The sequence below is a fragment of the Thermosynechococcus sp. QKsg1 genome, from assembly GCF_031586415.1.
Classification (GTDB): Bacteria; Cyanobacteriota; Cyanobacteriia; order Thermosynechococcales; family Thermosynechococcaceae; genus Thermosynechococcus.
On the sequence record NZ_CP134200.1, the window covers coordinates 332968 to 351795 of the forward strand.

Here is an 18828-nt window from a genome sequence, read left to right on the forward strand (position 1 = left end):
ATTGATAGGTTATGGCAACTGGCATCCGCACACAAACGCTAGTTCTTTTAGCAACGGCAGCCATTTTGGGTGGTGGCCTCTATCTTTTTGAACAACAACTGCCTACTCCCAATAGCACTGATACAGCGGCAAAAAAACCTCTGTTTGGCTTTCAAGAAGGGGATGTGGTGGCACTGAAAATTATTACCCCTGATTACAGCCTAAACCTGAGAAAGTTGGTTACAGGTCACTGGGTGATTGATCGGGAAAAGCAAACCCCCGCAGAGGAAGGGACGGTTGTGTTCCTATTAAACCTGTTAACCACTGGTCAGCGCGATCGCTCTCTCGATGTACCTACTGAACGTGCCGGGGATTATGGCCTAGCACCCCCTATGGCCACTGTGGATATCACCCTTAAAGATGGCCAGCAGCACCGTTTACACTTGGGGGACACCACCTTTGACGGCCTCAAGCTCTACGCGGAAATTGACCCGCCAGCGGAACCGCGCGAAAAAATGACGGTGACCCTCGTGCCCCTTGATCTTAAAAATGCCCTCCAGCGCCCCCTACAGGAATGGGAGCGTCAGCAAGCAGCAAACTAGAACGCTGTGACTTCTGGCACGACTCCCCAAAAGCTCGTCAGAATATAAAAGCGTAGTGAACTATCGAGTGGACATCAGCCATGGGATTCTTCGGATTCAAAAAGTTGACAATGCCTAGCCCCAGTGCCGCTCTACCCGGCCGAGCAGAACCCATGCCCGTGCCAGAGGCTCATCTTGTGAATGGTCATCCCCTCACCCCTCCCTATCCCGAAGGCATGGAGTTAGCCATGTTTGGTATGGGCTGTTTTTGGGGAGCTGAGCGCAAGTTTTGGCAGGTGCCGGGGGTCTATGTCACCGCTGTGGGCTATGCTGGCGGCTATACCCCCAATCCCACCTATGAGGAGGTGTGCACGGGCATGACAGGTCACAACGAGGTGGTGCGCGTGGTCTTTGACCCCCAGAAGGTGACCTATGAAGAATTGCTGAAGGTCTTTTGGGAAAACCATGACCCCACCCAAGGCATGCGCCAAGGCAATGATGTGGGGACGCAGTATCGCTCCGGTATTTACTACTATTCCCCTGAGCAAAAAGCCCTTGCCGAGGCCAGTCGCGATCGCTACCAAGCAGCCCTAAAAGCCGCCGGTTATGGCACGATCACCACTGAAATTCTACCAGCGCCTGAATTTTACTTTGCCGAACCCTACCACCAGCAATATCTCCATCGCAATGTCAATGGCTACTGCGGCCTTGGAGGCACAAAGGTTCCCTACGAACTGATGAGCGCCACCCCTAGCGCCTAGTGGAGATTGAGGCGATAGGGCATACGGGGACGGTAAGCATCGCTAAAGTTGGTCTGACTGACAGTGGCATTGTTTAACCGTGCCCACTGCATATTGGCTTGCTCAAAAGTGGCACCGTTGAGATTGGCGCGGCGAAAATCCCCATAGCGGACATCGGCTCCCGTTAAGTTGCTGTTGTTGAAATTGGCACGGCGGGCACGACTATGGCGCAAAATCGCACGGCTCAGGTTAGCACCACTGAGATTGGCCTGTTCTAGGTTAGTTCGTTCTAAATAAGCGGCGGTGAGGTTGGCATTACTCAGATTCGTCCCGACCAAATTGGCCACCATGAGGTTAGTATCTTGGAGGTTGGCGCCCTGAAGATTGGCGCCGCGCAAATTTGCCCCTGCTAAGTTATAGCCCCGTAAATCGACATTCCGCAGATCACAGCCGGGACAAGCATTGGTTTGCACCAGTTGCTGCATGGGGGAGGGCATGGCAAAAGCAGCACCGCTGGTAAGCGCCGCACTAATCATTGCTGTTGCGATCAATGCTTGCTGGTTCACATTCACATCCTCCTGCCACGCTAGAGAGACTTTAGCACAAGTCCTAGGAATTTAGCCGTTGGCGGCGGGAGCGCTGATGTCGTTGTTGCCAATCCTTAGCACTGCGAACGGCCAACCACAACAGGAGTAAGGCAATTAACCCGCCCTGCTTGGGTGCCCTGAGGGCAAATAAAATTAACAGCATACACAGGATATCCTGCCCGACAATCACCCAGCGGGGTAACTTCCCCAGCCGATAAAACCAACCCACCTGCACCAATTGCAACACAAAGGCAAAAAGACCACTCAGGGTACCAATGAGCCACTGCGGTGTCTCTGTTGCTGTTGCCACGGTCATGCCAAGGAGGGCACCCACAAGGGGGCTAAAGCACAGTTGTACAAGGATAATCAGGCGGTAGCCCCAGACATTGCGGGACAGGAAGATCTCCAGAAACGACCAAGCGGCTAACACACCAACCACGCCATAGGGGGAAAAATGGCGCAGTAAAGGCACCTGTGACCACAGTTGTTCCCCCTGCAATAGACCAATCAACAGGAGGGGCAGTGCCAGTCGTAGCCCGCCGGCCGCTGCTGCTGAAAGAATCGCTAGAACTTCTAGCATGATGGCTCTATGGGTTTCAAGATATTGGGGAGGGTTTCCCACAGGCGATCGCACACCGTTTGCGGGGTATCCTCAGCCGTAATCGCCAGTTCTAAATCCGCCTGCGCATAGAGGTATTGACGCGCTTGCAGCAGTTCACTCAAGCGTTCCTCAAGGGGCTGATCCTGCAACAGGGGACGTTCCTGATCTTGGCGCAGGCGCTGACAGAGCACCGCAAGGGGGACATGAAGCCAGACGACAATGCCATGGCGCAAATAACTCCAGTTCATCGGGTTGAGGACAATGCCGCCACCGGTGGCCACGACCAAATGATGGTAACTAGAGACTTGTGCTAAGACCTGTTGTTCCAACTCCCGAAAAGCAGCCTCCCCCTCTTGGGCAAAGATCTCGCGAATCGGTCGTTGGCGAAACTCCGTAATCACTGCATCTGTATCCACAAACCCGTAGCCCAAACGTTGGGCCAGTATCCGACCCGTAGTGGTTTTACCGGCACCCATCATGCCCACAAGATAGATATTGACTCCCCCAAGGCGTTCTTGCAGTTCCATAGATAACCATTTCTCGACACCGCCAAATCAGCACTTTAACCTAAATATGGAGGTCTTCTCACCATTTCGATGTCCCAGCCCAATCCCTACGTGACACTACAGGTGGCAGTAACGGCGACCCAAGCCGAGATTAAGGCCGCTTATCGCCGCTTAGTCAAGCAGTATCACCCCGACTACCATCCTAGCGATCGCTCCAGCCATGAGCGGATGGCCGCCATTAACGCCGCCTATGAAATCTTGGGGGATGAGCAGTGTCGGCAGGCCTATGATGCCCAGCACCGTGTCCAGCAAACAACCGCTAAGCCTGATGTGCAGCGTTCCCAAGCGGCCGATCGCGAGCTAGAGCAATGGCTGACCCTCACCTACAACCCCGTGAGTCGGATTATTGAAGCGGTCTTGCGATCGCTCCCCCGCCAGATTGATGCCCTTGCGGCTGATCCCTTTGATGATGACCTCATGGATCACTTCCTTACCTACTTGCAGGACTGTCGTCGCGCCCTCACCCGCGCCCGCTATACGTTCCAAGCCCAACCCAACCCCGCTGCTGTGGCCAAGGTGGCAGCCCACCTCTATTACTGTTTGAATCAACTGGTGGATGGTCTTGATGAGCTAGAGCAATTTAGCCACAGTTACGACGATCGCTATTTGCACACTGGGCAGGAACTCTTTCGCATTGCCCAGCGCCTCTTCGCAGAGTGTCAGCTTGTCCGCTAAACTAGAGAGAATCAGCATCCCAGCATGGCAGCAAGATTCAATCCCAGTTATGAAACATACCCTATCGGTTTTAGTGGAAGATGAGGCGGGTGTGCTCACTCGCATTGCCGGTTTATTTGCGCGGCGTGGCTTTAACATTGAGAGCTTAGCGGTAGGCCCTGCGGAGCAAATTGGCATCTCCCGCATTACGATGGTCGTGCCCGGCGACGATGCCATCATTGAGCAATTGACCAAGCAACTCTACAAGCTGATCAATGTCCTCAAGGTGCAGGATATTACCACGATTCCCTGTGTGGAACGGGAACTGATGCTCTTGAAGGTGAATGCCACCGCCAGCACCCGCTCTGAAATTCTTGAGCTGGTACAAATTTTCCGTGCCAAGGTGGTAGATGTATCGGATGATTCCCTGACTATTGAGGTGTCGGGTGACCCCGGCAAGATGGTGGCCATTGTCCAAATGCTCAATAAATTTGGGATTCGCGAAATTGCCCGCACCGGGAAGATTGCCCTTGTGCGCGAGTCCGGGGTGAATACGGAATACCTGAAGTCCTTGGAGGCACGGGTCTAATTGGCGGGGAAGTATCGCTGGTTATTACTTGCACTAGGGGCGATCGCCCTCAGTAGCTGTACCGCAACGGAGTCTCCCTCAGTAAGCAACAATTCATTACCCCTTGGGGTTGCCCTCGCTCAAACCGGTAATGCTGCTCTCTACGGCCAAGAGGCTCTACAGGGGGTGCAAGTCGCCGGGGAGTTTTTCAACCAAGCCGGCCAGATCAAGGGGCAGACCCTACGGCTGGTGATTCAGGATACCGGCAGTGATGAAGCGGGGGCAGTGAATGTTTTTCAAACCTTAATCAATCGCGATCGCGTGATTGGCATTGTTGGCCCCACCCTCTCGCAGCAGGCTTTTAGTGCCGATCCTATTGCCGAGCAGGCTGGTGTCCCCGTGGTGGCTCCTTCCAACACCGCCCGTGGCATTCCCGAAATCGGTGCCTTCATTAGTCGCGTCTCCGCAGGGGTGGATGTGGTGGCGCCCACGGCAATTCAAGCAGCCCTTGAGATTAATCCCAACATTCGCCGAGTGGCGGTCTTTTTTGCCCAAGACGATGCCTTTAGTCGCTCAGAAACTGAGATTTTTCAAAAGGCCATTCGCGAGAACCCCAAGCTTGAATTGGTGACTGTCCAGCAGACCCAAACCACGGATACCAACTTCCAAGCCCAAATCAATGCCACCCTAAATCTCAAACCTGATCTAATTGTCATTTCTGGTTTGGCAGCAGACGGCGGTAATCTCATTCGTCAACTACGGGAATTGGGCTACCAAGGTCTAATTTTGGGCGGGAATGGCGTCAACACAGTCAACCTCTTCCCCGTTTGTCGTCGCCTCTGCAATGGCGTTCTGGTGGCGCAGGCCTATAATCCCGAAAACCCCGATCCCATGAATGTCAAGTTTCGCGACGCCTTTGCAGCCAAATATCGTCAAGCCCCCTCTCAATTCAGTGCTCAAGCCTTTACGGCAGTTCAAGTCTTTGCGGACTCCTTGGCACGACTGTCTCAAGAAAAGAACCTGTCGGAATTGCCCCTTGCTGATTTGCGTCAGGCCTTGAATCAAGAGATTCTCAAGGGAGTCTATGAAACCCCCCTTGGGGAAATTCGCTTTACCCCTGAAGGCGAAGTGCTGCAACGCTTCTTTTACGTTGGCCAGATTGAGATGAGTGAGGATGGCCAGAGTGGGAAGTTTAGTTTGGTGAAAAAAGTTGAACGCCAACCCTAACGGGCAACTAACTCAGCAGCTTCACGAGGTTTCTTACTGCGCCAAAGGAGACGAATGGGGGTGCCTCGAAATCCCAGTTGTTGGCGAATTTGCCCTTCAATGTAGCGGCGATAGTTGTCCTTGAAGAGTTTGGCATCGTTGACAAAAATCGCAAATGTTGGCGGCTGGGTGGCCACTTGGGTGGCGTAGTAGATTTTCCCCTGGCGGCCTTGGCGAGTCGCGGGGGGCGTATGCCAGCGTAGGGCTTCTTGAATCACTTCATTGACCACGGCTGTACTGACCCGGCGACGATGTTGTTCAACTGCCGCATCCACAGCGGCAAAAATTTTCTCGAGGCGTTGACCTGTCTTTGCGCTCACAAAGAGAGCCTCTGCCCACTCCAGAAAATGCAGCCGCTGATACAGGCGATCGCGATAGGTGTGAATTGTATAGGTATCCTTTTCGGGAACGGCATCCCACTTGTTCACAATTAGGACACAGGCACGCCCCTGATCGGCAATATGCCCCGCCAAGCGCTGATCCTGTTCCGTAATTTCTTCGAGGGCATCCAACACCAACAGCACGACATCGGAGCGGTGAATCGCCTTAAAGGCGCGATGCACACTAAACATCTCAGGCCCGTAGGCCACATGACTCCGCTTACGAATGCCGGCGGTATCAATGAAGCGGTACTGGGTGCCATTGTGTTCAATCACGGTATCAATGGCGTCACGGGTGGTACCTGAAATCGGACTGACAATAGCGCGATCGCTCCCAATCAAGGCATTGAGCAAACTGGATTTGCCCACATTGGGACGCCCAGCAATGGCCACCTGAATTTCCGGCGCCTCGGGGAGCGTTGCCGCTGCGGGTAAGTGGGTCATCAACTGATCCAGCAATTCCCCCGTACCGCTGCCATGAATACTGGAAATGGGGTAGGGTTCCCCTAGACCCAGCGCCCAAAATTCTGCCGCCTGCGCCTGACCCATTTGAGGAGATTCGCATTTGTTGACCGCCAGTAAAACAGGAACAGGATGCTGTCGCAACCAAGCCGCAATCTCATAGTCCAGGGCAGTGGGTCCTGCTTGGCCATCTACCACTAAAATTGCAGCTGTTGCCTCCTGCAGAGCCAGTTCCGCCTGTTGGCGAATCAGGGGGAGAAACTCACTGTCATCGTCAAAGACGAGTCCGCCGGTATCCACCACCAAGAACTCCCGATCGCGCCAAAAGGCTGGGCGGTAGGTGCGATCGCGGGTTACACCGGGCTGATCGTGGACAATGGCATCCCGTTCCCCGGCCAAGCGATTGACAAAGGTGGACTTGCCCACATTGGGGCGTCCTACAACGGCAACAACGGGCAAAGCCATAGGCGTGTTGTTTGCAGAATCAGGCTTTAGTTTACCCCTCAACCTAGGTCTCAAATTGACTGCCGCGCTTGTACTGCTGGTAGGCAGCAAAGAACAAGCCCGCTAATGTGACTGGAATTAGCCCCAGCACAATGCCACACAGTAAAGGTTCAATCATGGCCTTACACCCCTTTTAACCATGAACTCCATTCCCCACGATACACTAATGAATGGGCGCTGTACCGGCATCTCCCTGTTGATCAGGAAAAATCATCCTCACCGCCAGCGAGAACGTCCATGTTTCGCTTTCCTCTTTTCTCTTTCATTAAGTTATTTTTGCCCACAACAGCAGTCATTGCCGCTCTGTTAACACCCCTCTATTTTAGCCAACGCCACGCCCTTCTTAAGGACTTACAACTGCAAGAGGAGTATAAACTAGAGCGCAGCCGGCTGCTCCTAAGAATGATCTTGGATGACGCGGTTGAAGAGTTGAGAGCTTTGATGGCACTGCAGGTGTTGTCTAATTTAATGGAGGCTTCTGCTGGGGAAGAGGCTCACGAAAAGGCAAAGGCAGGACTGGCAGCATGGCAACGCCTCAAAAAACACTATGATCAATTTTATTTTTTTGATCCAGAGGGCAGGGTGCGTTTTCAGTGGCATGCAACACCCAAAGCGACGGATGCCGCTGCGACCAAGACAATTGACCGCTACTGGCCTATCCTACAGCGATTGACCCCCAACCAGATTTTTATTTCCCCCTTGGATATAATAGAGGGCACTGGTATCAGCTTGGCTCAACCTGTTTTGTATATTGGGGTACCCCTGTACCAAAAAGCAGCACCAAGGGGGGTTTTGCTGGTTCGTTACCGCGCCAGCCACCTTCTCAATCAGTTGATCAACAATTGCAATCTAGGGAACAGCAGCTGTCTCCTAGCAGATGACCAAGGCTATTGGTTCATTGCAGAAAATAATCACCAAGAATGGGGATTCCATTATCCTGAGCGACAGCAGTTTACGATCCGCAATCAATATCCGCTGCTGTGGCAACAAATGCAACGACGGCCTCGAGGCAGCCTATTGAGCCCCCAGGGGCTATTTGTCTATCAAGCCTTTTTTCCCCTAAAGGCCAACTACCTCTCTGCTGATCGAGCAACCAATTCGGCTAGGGACTCGAGCAGCACCCGTTGGTGGCTGGTTTCGCGGCTTTCTGACACCCTGTTGGCGCAATACAGCCGCCGCCTCCACCAGGAGTTCCTTGTCCTCTTTGCTGCCCTATCCGTTTTGGCGGCTGGTGCTCTCTTGATCATTGCCCGCGATCGCCAGCGCAAAGAGCAATTGCGAGAACTCCTAAGGTCAAGTGAAGCGCGCTTTCGTAGTGTCAGCAAAATGGCGCCGGTGGGCATTTTTACTCTAGATGCCGAGGGACGACCCACCTTTTTGAATCAGGCACTTCTAGACCTGTTGGGCGTCAACAGTCTGGAGGAAGCCGAACAACAGTGGATAGAACGCCTGCACCCTGAGGATCGCGATCGCGTCTTGAAGGCATGGGCCGGCTGCCAGCGAAAGAGGGTACCCCTCAACGAGCGCTTCCGGGTGGTTCAAGAAGACGGCAGTAGTCGCTGGATTAGGGCGCGGATTATTCCTCTGCAGCAAAGCCGTGGCAAAGATCGCTTTGTTGGCACCTGGGAAGACATCTCCCAAATGATCCAGCAGCAGGAATTCCTAGAGCAAGCGCGTAGGGCTGCCGAGGAAGCCAGCCGGGCCAAGAGTGAATTTTTGGCCACCATGAGCCATGAAATTCGCACCCCAATGAATGCCATCATTGGCCTCACTGGATTACTGCTGGATACCCCCCTCAATCCCCAACAGCGGGAATTTGTCAACACCATTCGCCTCAGTGGTGATGCCCTACTTGCCATCATCAATGATATTCTCGATTTCTCTAAGATTGAGTCGGGCAAGCTGCAGTTAGAGAGCTATCCCTTTAACCTGTGTAACTGCGTCGAAGAAGTCCTCGACCTTTTGGCCAGTCGAGCCAGCGATCGCCAGGTGGAACTAGCTGCCCATATTGAGCCAGGGATTCCCTATGAGGTCATTGGTGATATGGGGCGACTGCGGCAGGTCTTGGTGAATCTCATGGGCAATGCCATCAAATTTACCCAAGGTGGCAATGTGACCCTCTACCTTAAGGGCATGCCTGCACCAATGAGCCAGTATGAGTTTATGCCCTGCTATTACTCCTACTGGTTTGCCATTCAGGATACGGGCATCGGCATTTCGCCAACGGGCATGGCTCGCCTCTTTCAGCCTTTTATGCAAGTGGATGCCTCAACCACTCGCCACTACGGCGGCACAGGTTTGGGCCTTGTCATTTGTCAACGCCTTGTGGAGCATATGGGGGGGCAAATTTGGGTAGAAAGTAAAACGGCTACAGATCCTTTGGCCGTTGGCGGCACACCCCCAGCCAACTATGAATCGATCCCAATTGAAGAAAGTGGCTCTGTTTTTTACTTTACTGTCAAATTTCTCGTCAATCCGCGGGCCATTGCCAAAGAGAGCAGGGGGGTCGGCCATCTTGAAAATCGGCGCGTGCTCATTGTGGATGACAATGCCACCAACCGTCAAATTTTGGCCCTACAAACCAAAAACTGGAAAATGCACCCCCTTGTGGCTGAGAGTGGCCCCAAGGCCCTTGTGCTTCTTCAACAACAAGCCCTGCCGGATGTGGCCATTTTAGATCTGCAAATGCCGGAGATGGATGGCATTTCCCTTGCTCGTAAAATTCGCGCCACCTACACGCAATTGCCCCTGATTCTGCTGACCTCCCTGGGCAATACACTGCCAGAGTCGGAAACTGCTTTATTCTCTGCCCTGATCAGCAAGCCGGTCAAACAGTCCACACTGTACAATGTCTTTAACCATTTATTTGGCCAAGAGCCGACAACGGTATCGCCTAAGCCAGCGGCTGCCCTATCCTTTGAAGACTTAAAAGCTGGTCTGCCGCCGCTGCGGATTCTCATTGCCGAGGACAACAAAGTCAATCAAATGGTGGCACTGCGCATCTTAGAAAAATTGGGCTATCGCGGTGATATTGCTGCCAATGGTTTGGAGGTGCTGGATGCGGTGCAACGGCAGCCCTACGATGTGATTTTGATGGATATGCAGATGCCGGAGATGGATGGGATAACGGCTACCCGTGAGGTGATTAATCTGTTTCAACAGCTGAACCAACCCCGTCCGCGAATTATTGCCATGACCGCCAATGCCATGGAGAGCGATCGCCAGCTTTGCTTGGATGCAGGTATGGACGACTATGTGAGCAAGCCCATTAACCTTGAAGACTTGGTGCGTGCCCTCCGTCAGTGCCATCCCCTCCAGACCTCAACAACTTAACATTTAGCGATAGACTAAAGAGATAGATTAACGGGTTCTTAATTCCAGCTAGGAATAAATAATTATCTATGGTTACCCCTGAACAACTGACCACCTTAATTCAATCCAGCTTGCCCGATGCCTTTGTGCAAGTGCAAGATTTGACCGGGGGTGGCGATCATTACGAAGCTGTAGTGGTCTCTGCCGCCTTTGAGGGTAAGCGACTGGTGCAGCAGCACCAATTGGTCTATAGCAGCCTTAAGGATCTCATGGCCAGCAATGAACTCCACGCCCTTGCCCTCAAGACCTATACCCCCCAGCAATGGGCACAACGCCAGTGATTTAGAATGCAATCTATTGCTGTTCTTTTGTAACTTGTGAACTCAAGAGGGAAAGCCAACGATGACACCCGAACTCCACGCCAAAATTGATCACCTCGTCAAAAGCAACAAAATCATTGTCTTTATGAAGGGCAGCAAGCTCATGCCCCAATGCGGGTTTTCCAACAATGCGGTGCAAATCCTGAATGCCCTCGGTGTTCCCTATGAAACGGTGGATGTCCTTGAGGATTTTGAGATTCGCCAAGGGATTAAGGAGTATTCCAACTGGCCAACGATTCCCCAAGTGTTTATCAATGGTGAGTTTATTGGTGGCTCGGACATTCTCATTGAGCTATACCAAAGTGGTGAGTTGCAACAACTGGTTGAGGTGGCCTTCGCTTCATAGTTTTTGCTCACCTTCACTGACGCCCAAAATAAATCCCCCATTGCTGGGGGAGCTTCATCATCTGTTCAACAACCTTGACCGTTTGGCCGAGAGAATGGCGGATTAGCCAAGGTTCACTTTGACGACGCGGTTTTTCTCTTCTTCCGCTTTCGGCAGGGTCAGGTGCAAGATGCCATCTTTGTATTCGGCCTTGACATCGGTGTTTTGAATCCGCACTGGCAGAGGAATGACCCGTTGGAATTTACCGTAGCGGAATTCGGTGCGTTTGATACCATTGCTTTCGCTTTGGCTTTCAGATTTGCGTTCGCCACTGACAGAGACCGCATCCGCCGTCACTTGAATGTCGAGGTCTTTGGCCTCCATGCCGGGCAGTTCAATTTTTAGAAGCAAAGCATCAGGGGTTTCTTCGAGTTCGGCTGCCGGCAGGAAGCTGAGATCGCTGCGACGTTCGGTCAAGGGAATCAATTCATCAAATAGACGGTTCATTTGGCGTTGTAGCGCATCGATTTCGCGGAACGGTTCCCAACGAACGAGTGCCATACGCTTATCCTCCTGTATTCCTTAAGGTTTTAGATTGCCCACGGGATGATTTACAGAGAGAACAGCACCAACAATTAACTTTGTTTTTGTTTCCCTTGGTATTGCTTGGGCTTATTCCCTCTGCCTACCTTCACTATAGAGGATGCAAGTCTTGATCCAAGTGGGGTTTAACGATCTCTCCAAGTTCCTTTTCCCGAACCTGTATTATCCTGATGGGGAAATTAAGGAAACATTAAACCTTGTTAGCCAAAAGGTTATCAACAGGGATTTCTTGCAGAATGGCTTGGGCATTGGCGATCGCCAGTGTCCCCCGCAGAAAACCAATATTTGCCCCCGGACAGAGATAACTCAGGGACTTCTGCCGACAAAAGGCTTTTAATGTCTCAACACTGCGCAGTTGTCGAGGCCAGTGGAAGGTGGTCGCCGTTTTCATCGGTGCCAGTTCTCCCGTCGGCGTAGGGAGTAGGTGACGACCGCTAAAGAGAACACCCCCTTGGCCAGACCAATAGACACAGGCGCTGCCGGGGGAGTGACCGGGTGTCCAGAGGATTTCGAGGGTTTCACTGACTTGCAGATGGTTCCCAAAGGTGGTCACGGCCACTTGGGGCAGCAGGTAGGCCTCTTGGGCATGGATGATCACTTCACAGTTAAAGGTGCGCTGCAGCTCACGAACGCGGGCGATCGCCCCTCGATGGGTAAGGATGAGGCGCTGAACGCCACCCTGCTCCCTGAGCCAATTTTGGCTGCTCTCTGTCCAAGGGGGGGAATCAATAAGGGTATTGCCATCATTTTCTACAATGAGATAAGCAGTGCCTCCCAGCGTCTCGCGGTTTGGTGGAAACCCGTAAACCATGGGCAATACAAGGCGGGGCGGTTTCTGTTGTTGAGCCACAGGTATCGAAATCATGACATGGATTTCCCTTATTGTATTGGGTTTGATCTTGGTGTTTATTGTCCGCCAGAGTGCTGCCCGTGTCAGTCAAACCCCTTGGTGGCTCCTATGGCTGGTGCTGATGTTGCCAGCATTTTTTATTGGGGGTTGGATGCTGCTTTTAGGGAATACCCCTGTGCCGTCGGGATGGTTGATCCTTGTTTTTGTCACCAGTTCGGTGCTCTATCTTGTGCTTTTGCGCCGAGGCCAGCCCTCCTTACCAGCGGCACCACCCACACCCCCACCGCCCACACCGACGGAAAATGGCAAGCTCCTCAATCAGGATGAAGAAACGCAATTGCAGAGCTGTTTCCCTTGGGGCATGTACTATCTGCAACAAATTGAGTATCGTCCGCAGGCGGTGATCTGCCGGGGGCAAATGCGCGGGGATGCCAACCAAGTCTATGAAACCGTGGAGCGCAATATTGCCCAACGCTTTGGCGATCGCTTTCTGGTCATGTTTCAAATGGGTTTGAGTAATAAGCCCTTTTTTGCCTTGATTCCTCGCGATCGCCTGCCCCAGCCCCAACAGCTTTTTCGTCCCGGTCTTAGCCTTGGCCTACTTGCCTTAACCTTTCTCACCACCACCGTTGCTGGCTTGGCACTCGTGGCGCCTGATCTGACGGCGGCGGAACTGCGACTCAATCCCAGTTTGCTCTGGCAGGGGTTGCCCTACAGTGTCAGTCTGCTGTTGATTTTGGGCATCCATGAACTGGGACACTTTGCCACTGCGTGGTATTACCGCGTCAAAGCAACGCTGCCCTACTTTATTCCTCTCCCCTTTGCCATGGGCACACTGGGGGCCTTTATCCAGATGCGATCGCCCGTTCCCCATCGCCGTGCCCTCTTTGACATCAGTATGGCGGGTCCCCTTGCGGGATTGCTCGTGACGCTACCGATTCTAGTTTGGGGACTACAGCAGTCCGAGGTGGTACAACTGCCCGCCAATGCTTCCGAGCAGCCCCTCAATCCCCAAGTGTTTAGTCCCCGCATTTCGCTTCTCTTTGCCCTGATTGCCAAAGCCATTTTTGGCGCTGCCCTCAAGAGTGATAGTGCGCTACACCTCCATCCGATGGCAGTGGCGGGGGTGCTGGGCTTGGTGGTGACGGCTTTGAACTTGATGCCGGTGGGTCAATTGGATGGGGGGCACATTGTCCATGCGATGTATGGTCATCGGGCGGGGGCAGTCATTGGCCAAGTCAGCCGTTTACTGGTGCTGATTCTCTCCTTTATTCAACCGTGGCTCTTTGTCTGGGCCTTGATCCTCTTCTTTATGCCTGCCTTTGATGAACCTGCCCTCAATGATGTCAGTGAATTGGATAACTGGCGCGATGCCCTTGGCTTGATGGCACTGGTGTTGCTATTGCTCATTATTTTGCCGGTGCCGGCACCTCTGGGGGATTTGCTACTGCCGACACACCCAATGCCATAGGGGATGGCGTTGCCCCTGTTGACGAATGCGCAGGACTTGTTTTTCTAGGCGTTGCTGCCACTTGGGGGATCTGCCCCAGAAAATGTTGCGGGTCTGCCAGTAGAGAACGCTCAGGGTCATGCCAATGCACAGCGCCAAACCGATCGCCGGCAGCCGATTGAAGAGAATGCCATAACGCAACGCTGCCCACGTAAAATGCTCCCGCATCAGGCTAATTTCATAACGGAAGCCCCAGAGACTCAATGTGCCAACCGTCAGCCAAAGAAAGAGCACCACACTCCAGCGCATGAGAACGGTAAAGCGATGCAGGCGATCCACCTGCTGCCGAAATTCTGACTCAAGGCCTTGGGGCATTCGCGATCGCTCGTTAGCAGACATTTCTCTTCTCTATCGTATCTTTTTGCAGCTTTCTCATCATCTAATGTTGGTTTGAGAGGATCATTGGGCAGGGATTGCAAAGCCTCAATTTTATCTTTGTGGCACACTGTTGAGAAACAATGCCAGTGACAAGGAGCCTCCGATGCCAAGCGTGAGTTTACTGCGGGCAACATCCTATGACCTTGACCGTCTCAGTGCATCCCTTGAGGAACTCCTAGCGCCCTTGGGGGGAATGGCGGCGATCGTCAAACCGGGCGATCGCGTGCTGCTCAAGCCGAATTTACTCACCGGCGCACGACCAAAACACGAATGCGTCACTCGCCCAGAACTGGTCTATTGCGTTGCCAAAATGGTGCAGGCGGTGGGGGGACAACCCTTCCTAGGGGATGGACCTGCCTTTGGCTCGGCATTGGGGGTCGCCCGCAACAATGGCTATTTGCCCTTTATTCAGGAATTGAATTTACCGGTCATTGAATTCCATGGCGATCGCTATGCCACCGCCAATCCTGAATTTGCTCACCTGCGCCTGAGCAAAGAAGCGATGGCCGCCGATGTCGTCATTAACCTACCCAAGGTCAAATCCCATGTGCAACTCACCCTCACCCTTGGGGTCAAGAATCTCTTTGGCTGTGTCCCCGGCAAAATGAAGGCATGGTGGCATATGGAAGCCGGCAAGGATGCCGATCGCTTTGGCCGCATGCTCGTGGAAACTGCACGGGCGATCGCCCCCGACCTCACGATTGTGGATGGCATTATCGGCCATGAAGGCAATGGCCCCAGTGGGGGAACGCCGCGCCCCCTGAATATTTTGGGTGCCAGTCGCGATGTCTTTGCCCTCGATCGCGCTCTTGTGGCGGTTCTGAATGTTGATCCGGATCGCGTTCCCACCCAGCGTGCCGCCACCGCCCTTGGCTACAACTATGACCTCAGTGAGATTGACTTTCCCTTGGCACAGCCCCATGAATTGGCGATTCGGGATTGGCAACTGCCGCAGCAGATGATGCCCATTGACTTTGGCGCGCCGCGTGTCCTCAAATCCACCTTCAAACATCTCTATATTCGTTGGATCAAAGAACCCCTAACCGCCTATAGCCAAAAGGTCTAAGTTCTCAGGGGGGACGGCCTTTGATAAGCTAGGAAAATGCTGTTGGGGAGAACCGTCCTTGAGCTTTGACTACGATCTCGTCATTATCGGTGCGGGTGTGGGGGGACATGGGGCTGCCCTGCATGCCGTGAGTGTCGGTCTGAAAACGGCCATTGTTGAAGCCGCAGAAATGGGGGGCACCTGCGTCAATCGCGGCTGTATTCCCTCAAAGGCACTCCTTGCGGCAGCCGGACGGGTACGGGAACTGCGTCAAACCAATCATTGGCAAGCCTTAGGGATTCAACTGGGGCAGGTGAATGTGGATCGCGCGGGTGTGGCTGCCCATGCCGCCAATTTGGTACAAAAAATCCGCAGTGATCTGACAAACAGCCTCAAGCGTCTCGGTGTGGATACGCTCATTGGCCGCGGGAAAGTGGCGGGTTCCCAAAAAGTGAGCATCAGCACCCCCACAGGGGAAAAAATTGTTACCGCCAAGGACATTATCATTGCCACGGGGTCAGTGCCTTGGGTTCCCCCCGGCATTGAAGTGGATGGCAAGACCGTTTATACCAGTGATGATGCCATTAAGCTGGATTGGTTGCCGCAGTGGGTAGCCATCATTGGCAGTGGCTATATTGGCCTAGAGTTTGCCGATATTTACACCGCCTTGGGTTGCGAAGTGACCATGATTGAGGCACTGGATCAACTCATGCCCACCTTTGATCCAGATATTGCCAAACAGGCACAGCGGGTCTTGATTGCCCCTCGCGACATTGAAACCTACAGCGGTACCTTAGCCAAGCGGGTGATTCCCGGTAGTCCGGTGGTCATTGAATTGGCGGATGCCAAAACCAACGAAGTGGTGGAGGTTCTAGAGGTGGATGCCTGCCTTGTGGCCACCGGTCGCATTCCCGCCACTCAAGATATTGGCCTAGAGAGTGTGGGCGTCAACACCGATAAGCGTGGCTTTATCCCCGTCAATGAGTATTTGGCAGTAACGAAAAAAGGGAAACCCGTTCCCCACCTGTGGGCGATCGGTGACGCCACGGGGAAAATGATGCTTGCCCATGCCGCTTCGGCGCAGGGAATTGCTGTCGTGGAAACCATTGTTGGCCGACCACGCCAAGTGGATTATCGCAGTATTCCTGCAGCGGCGTTTACCCATCCAGAAATCAGTTTTGTTGGCCTGACGGAACCCCAAGCCCGCGAATTGGCGGAAAAAGAAGGTTTTGAAGTCCAAGTGGCACGCACCTATTTCAAGAGCAACTCAAAAGCGCTGGCGGAAACCGAAACCGATGGCCTTGCCAAGGTGATCTTCCGTGCGGATACCGGCGAGCTACTGGGGGCGCATATCTTTGGTCTCCATGCTTCGGATTTAATTCAAGAGGCCGCCAATGCCATTCGCGATCGCCAAACCGTGAGCCACTTAGCCTTTAATGTCCACACCCATCCCACCCTCTCGGAGGTCCTTGACGAAGCCTTTAAGCGTGCCCACGAGATGGTGAGCCACCGCTGAACTTGCTACGATAAAGTTTGGAGTCTTTCAGGAGTGGGTGATGACACAGGCCACACAGCCCGCCAAGGGAATCATGATGACCGAAGCTGCTCTCAAGCACGTGCTTGAACTCCGCGATAAGCACGGCAAAGACCTATGTTTGCGGGTCGGCGTCAAAGGAGGTGGTTGCTCCGGCATGTCCTACACGATGGACTTTGAAGACCCCGCCAATATCCGTCCCGATGATGAAGTCTTTGACTATGATGGCTTCAAAGTGGTCTCCGATCCCAAGAGTATGCTCTACATCTATGGCTTGGTGCTCGACTACAGCAACGCCCTCATTGGTGGCGGCTTTAAGTTTACGAATCCCAATGCCACCCAAACCTGTGGCTGTGGTACCTCATTTTCTGCCTAAGGAGTCCTGCCCTTGACCACATCTCAACCGGTGAGTGACGTTGAACGTCAATTTGAGGCGGCGATCGCCCGCTACAAAGAAGGGGCACCGCCGGCGGAACTGATTCCCACCTTCAAAGAGATTTGCCAGCGTGCTCAAAAAAGTAGCGCCGCTTGGACGTGCTTAGCGTGGCTCTATCTCCTCGATGACAAGCCCCAATCTGCCCTGAAGGCTGCCCAAAAAGCGGTCAAGCTAAATCCTGAAGACCCCCAAGCCCGCATTAACCTTGCGGTAGCGATGCTAGAAACAGGCCAAAAGGGGGTTCGTCCCCACATCGAATTGGCGCAAACCGTTGTTGCTGCTGTCGCTGAGCTGCGCCAAGAGGTCATCGATAACTTTGCCGACGGCCTGCAGCGCAAACCCAATTGGGAGAGCCTTGCCCGCGTCAAACAGTGGGTATTGGGGGGATAGCTATGGCACGGCTGCGGGACGTGATCAATTGGCTCTTGGTGGCGGATACCTTCTTTGTCTTGGCTAGCTTTGGCTGGTTTGTGGTTGCCCTTGTGGGGCGCTCCTTGGAGCTACCCCTTGGCTTTGAACTCTGGATCAGCCTCTGGGAACCCCTCTTTATGCCCGCGATTGGCATCTTAATGGCCGCCGCACTCATTAACGGTGGCCTGAGTTATGTGCAAAACCGCTGGCTGCTGCGCTCTGTTGGCAGTGACTTGCGATCGCGGGATTAATCCCTAAACTTGCTCTGCTTCCACATCTACGGTCGTGGTGAGGTTGGGCGATCGCCGGCTTTTAATCCGCTCCACCAGCAATTGCGTTAGCTCACTGGCAAGGATCACCATGACCGTGACATCATCCAATTGACCAACGATTGGCACTAGGTCTGGTGAAATATCCAGAGGACTGAGCAAATAGATCAAGCTGGCGGCAATGATAAACCAGCGATATTTAGGATGCCGCAACACATTCCGATACCAGTTGTAGAAGCCGCTCATGGCGTATCAACCTTGAACCCTGCTCCTATTCTGGCATAGGGACTCAATGGCCCTAGGTGGGGAAAACCGTCCGCGGTTAATCAAAGTAAAAGAGCGTCACCACCTTATGCTGCTCTTCCGCCAGTTCACAGGTTTGCAGCAGTGTGTGGCTATCGTGAAAAGCAAAACAAATCAGTTGCTGGCAGCGGGAAATAATTTCCTGATTGCAGAGGGAACTGGCTTCTGCGAGGGGCAGGTGATCGTTTTCGGGCTTCTCCACCAAGTGCATCACCTTATCCAGTTGTTGGCGGGACTCACGAGGCTGGCGCTCAAGACTTTGGGGCAAGATCACCGTTAGCAAATTGGGGTCTGCCCGCATGGCTCCCCGAATCGCAGCCGCATTGGTTCCAACGGCACCTGAGGTCATCAAGCGGTTACCCGCCAGCACGAGGGCATAGCTCATCATTTCAATGAGGTGCTGATGCGTAATCGGGACGTGACGCGAGCCAAGGAGCGCAATCCGCTTCGGACCAGAGTCTTGGATTGTCGCTAATTCCTGCAAAAACTCATCAATTTGGGGGGAATCAATGCCCGGAAGATTCGTCGCCTGCGTCAAGAGCGTGTCTCATGTGCTACGGAACGACGCTATTTTAGCATTTTGG

24 protein-coding genes are annotated in these 18828 nt (G+C 53.3%); 14 read left to right on the plus strand and 10 right to left on the minus strand.

Translation table 11 applies throughout. The features are described from left to right. The first annotated feature begins 11 nt into the window (after window positions 1-11). Window positions 12-581 carry a DUF4340 domain-containing protein gene (locus tag RHP47_RS01610; protein ID WP_310840885.1) on the plus strand — a complete coding sequence of 190 codons (570 nt, stop codon included), beginning with the start codon at window positions 12-14 and terminating at the stop codon, window positions 579-581. An 80-nt stretch (window positions 582-661) separates the two neighbouring features. Then, window positions 662-1321 carry a peptide-methionine (S)-S-oxide reductase MsrA gene (gene msrA, locus RHP47_RS01615; protein ID WP_149817567.1) on the plus strand — a complete coding sequence of 220 codons (660 nt, stop codon included), beginning with the start codon at window positions 662-664 and terminating at the stop codon, window positions 1319-1321. On the opposite strand, the gene RHP47_RS01620 is transcribed toward msrA, so the two are convergent. From RHP47_RS01620 to RHP47_RS01630, 3 genes are read right to left on the minus strand one after another with little or no spacing between them, the layout of a single operon-like run. After that, complete coding sequence (locus RHP47_RS01620; protein WP_286649799.1) at window positions 1318-1866, minus strand: pentapeptide repeat-containing protein; 549 nt, start codon at window positions 1864-1866, stop codon at window positions 1318-1320. The two genes, msrA and RHP47_RS01620, sit on opposite strands and share 4 nt — an antisense overlap. Before the next feature lie 43 nt (window positions 1867-1909). Continuing rightward, the gene (locus tag RHP47_RS01625; RefSeq protein ID WP_149817571.1) at window positions 1910-2467 is read right to left on the minus strand and encodes a DUF4126 domain-containing protein; all 558 of its coding nucleotides are present in this window, start codon (window positions 2465-2467) and stop codon (window positions 1910-1912) included. Then, entirely contained in the window at window positions 2461-3015 is a 555-nt protein-coding gene (locus RHP47_RS01630) for a shikimate kinase (protein ID WP_149817573.1), read from the minus strand. Before RHP47_RS01630 ends, RHP47_RS01625 begins: the two co-directional genes overlap by 7 nt. A gap of 69 nt (window positions 3016-3084) precedes the next feature. Here RHP47_RS01630 and RHP47_RS01635 point away from each other — a divergent pair, with 69 nt between their 5' ends. From RHP47_RS01635 to RHP47_RS01645, 3 genes are read left to right on the plus strand one after another with little or no spacing between them, the layout of a single operon-like run. Next, a complete protein-coding gene (locus RHP47_RS01635; protein ID WP_310840886.1) occupies window positions 3085-3729 on the plus strand; it encodes a DnaJ domain-containing protein in 645 nt (214 codons plus the stop codon). A 49-nt stretch (window positions 3730-3778) separates the two neighbouring features. Then, the gene (gene ilvN, locus RHP47_RS01640; RefSeq protein WP_149817577.1) at window positions 3779-4297 is read left to right on the plus strand and encodes an acetolactate synthase small subunit; all 519 of its coding nucleotides are present in this window, start codon (window positions 3779-3781) and stop codon (window positions 4295-4297) included. Then, complete coding sequence (locus RHP47_RS01645) at window positions 4298-5503, plus strand: ABC transporter substrate-binding protein (protein ID WP_149817580.1); 1206 nt, start codon at window positions 4298-4300, stop codon at window positions 5501-5503. It begins immediately after the preceding gene. On the opposite strand, the gene der is transcribed toward RHP47_RS01645, so the two are convergent. Both der and petG read right to left on the minus strand, forming a co-directional pair. Continuing rightward, window positions 5500-6849: a ribosome biogenesis GTPase Der gene (der, locus tag RHP47_RS01650; RefSeq protein ID WP_310840887.1), complete on the minus strand. Its 1350-nt coding sequence runs from the start codon at window positions 6847-6849 to the stop codon at window positions 5500-5502. The genes RHP47_RS01645 and der overlap by 4 nt on opposite strands. A 43-nt stretch (window positions 6850-6892) precedes the next feature. Then, window positions 6893-7006 (minus strand): cytochrome b6-f complex subunit V, encoded by a 114-nt coding sequence (petG, locus tag RHP47_RS01655; protein WP_149817584.1) that lies wholly within the window; start codon window positions 7004-7006, stop codon window positions 6893-6895. A 119-nt stretch (window positions 7007-7125) separates the two neighbouring features. On the opposite strand from petG, the gene RHP47_RS01660 reads away from it, so the two are divergent. The 3 genes from RHP47_RS01660 to grxD all read left to right on the plus strand — a co-directional run bounded on the left by RHP47_RS01660 (window position 7126) and on the right by grxD (window position 10926). Beyond that, the gene (locus tag RHP47_RS01660) at window positions 7126-10221 is read left to right on the plus strand and encodes a response regulator (RefSeq protein ID WP_302679738.1); all 3096 of its coding nucleotides are present in this window, start codon (window positions 7126-7128) and stop codon (window positions 10219-10221) included. A gap of 68 nt (window positions 10222-10289) precedes the next feature. After that, window positions 10290-10541, plus strand: a complete 252-nt coding sequence (locus tag RHP47_RS01665) for a BolA family protein (protein WP_149817589.1) — start codon at window positions 10290-10292, stop codon at window positions 10539-10541. Window positions 10542-10602: 61 nt separating this feature from the next. Then, window positions 10603-10926, plus strand: coding sequence for a Grx4 family monothiol glutaredoxin (grxD, locus tag RHP47_RS01670; RefSeq protein ID WP_149817591.1), 324 nt, complete (start codon window positions 10603-10605; stop codon window positions 10924-10926). 102 nt (window positions 10927-11028) lie between these two features. On the opposite strand, the gene RHP47_RS01675 is transcribed toward grxD, so the two are convergent. Both RHP47_RS01675 and RHP47_RS01680 read right to left on the minus strand, forming a co-directional pair. Continuing rightward, window positions 11029-11466: an Hsp20/alpha crystallin family protein gene (locus RHP47_RS01675; protein ID WP_206201444.1), complete on the minus strand. Its 438-nt coding sequence runs from the start codon at window positions 11464-11466 to the stop codon at window positions 11029-11031. A gap of 232 nt (window positions 11467-11698) precedes the next feature. Then, window positions 11699-12373 carry an MBL fold metallo-hydrolase gene (locus RHP47_RS01680; RefSeq protein WP_149817593.1) on the minus strand — a complete coding sequence of 225 codons (675 nt, stop codon included), beginning with the start codon at window positions 12371-12373 and terminating at the stop codon, window positions 11699-11701. Between RHP47_RS01680 and RHP47_RS01685 the strand changes: the two genes are divergently transcribed. Next, window positions 12372-13829, plus strand: coding sequence for a site-2 protease family protein (locus RHP47_RS01685; RefSeq protein ID WP_286626317.1), 1458 nt, complete (start codon window positions 12372-12374; stop codon window positions 13827-13829). The genes RHP47_RS01680 and RHP47_RS01685 overlap by 2 nt on opposite strands. On the opposite strand, the gene RHP47_RS01690 is transcribed toward RHP47_RS01685, so the two are convergent. Next, window positions 13803-14207, minus strand: a complete 405-nt coding sequence (locus tag RHP47_RS01690; RefSeq protein ID WP_149817595.1) for a hypothetical protein — start codon at window positions 14205-14207, stop codon at window positions 13803-13805. The genes RHP47_RS01685 and RHP47_RS01690 overlap by 27 nt on opposite strands. A 142-nt stretch (window positions 14208-14349) precedes the next feature. On the opposite strand from RHP47_RS01690, the gene RHP47_RS01695 reads away from it, so the two are divergent. From RHP47_RS01695 to RHP47_RS01715, 5 genes are read left to right on the plus strand one after another with little or no spacing between them, the layout of a single operon-like run. Continuing rightward, window positions 14350-15312, plus strand: a complete 963-nt coding sequence (locus RHP47_RS01695) for a DUF362 domain-containing protein (protein ID WP_286626318.1) — start codon at window positions 14350-14352, stop codon at window positions 15310-15312. A gap of 58 nt (window positions 15313-15370) precedes the next feature. Further along, window positions 15371-16807: a dihydrolipoyl dehydrogenase gene (lpdA, locus tag RHP47_RS01700; RefSeq protein ID WP_310840888.1), complete on the plus strand. Its 1437-nt coding sequence runs from the start codon at window positions 15371-15373 to the stop codon at window positions 16805-16807. Window positions 16808-16847: 40 nt separating this feature from the next. Beyond that, entirely contained in the window at window positions 16848-17201 is a 354-nt protein-coding gene (locus RHP47_RS01705) for an iron-sulfur cluster assembly accessory protein (RefSeq protein WP_206201439.1), read from the plus strand. Window positions 17202-17213: 12 nt separating this feature from the next. Then, on the plus strand, window positions 17214-17651 hold the full coding sequence (locus RHP47_RS01710) for a M48 family metallopeptidase (protein ID WP_226971983.1): 438 nt from the start codon (window positions 17214-17216) through the stop codon (window positions 17649-17651). Window positions 17652-17653: 2 nt separating this feature from the next. After that, window positions 17654-17923 carry a hypothetical protein gene (locus tag RHP47_RS01715; RefSeq protein ID WP_310840891.1) on the plus strand — a complete coding sequence of 90 codons (270 nt, stop codon included), beginning with the start codon at window positions 17654-17656 and terminating at the stop codon, window positions 17921-17923. A gap of 3 nt (window positions 17924-17926) precedes the next feature. Here the strand turns inward: RHP47_RS01715 and RHP47_RS01720 are convergent, their stop codons facing one another. After that, window positions 17927-18187, minus strand: coding sequence for a YkvA family protein (locus RHP47_RS01720; RefSeq protein ID WP_149817599.1), 261 nt, complete (start codon window positions 18185-18187; stop codon window positions 17927-17929). Window positions 18188-18263: 76 nt separating this feature from the next. Next, a complete protein-coding gene (locus tag RHP47_RS01725; protein WP_024125793.1) occupies window positions 18264-18782 on the minus strand; it encodes a hypothetical protein in 519 nt (172 codons plus the stop codon). Window positions 18783-18828 lie beyond the last annotated feature (46 nt).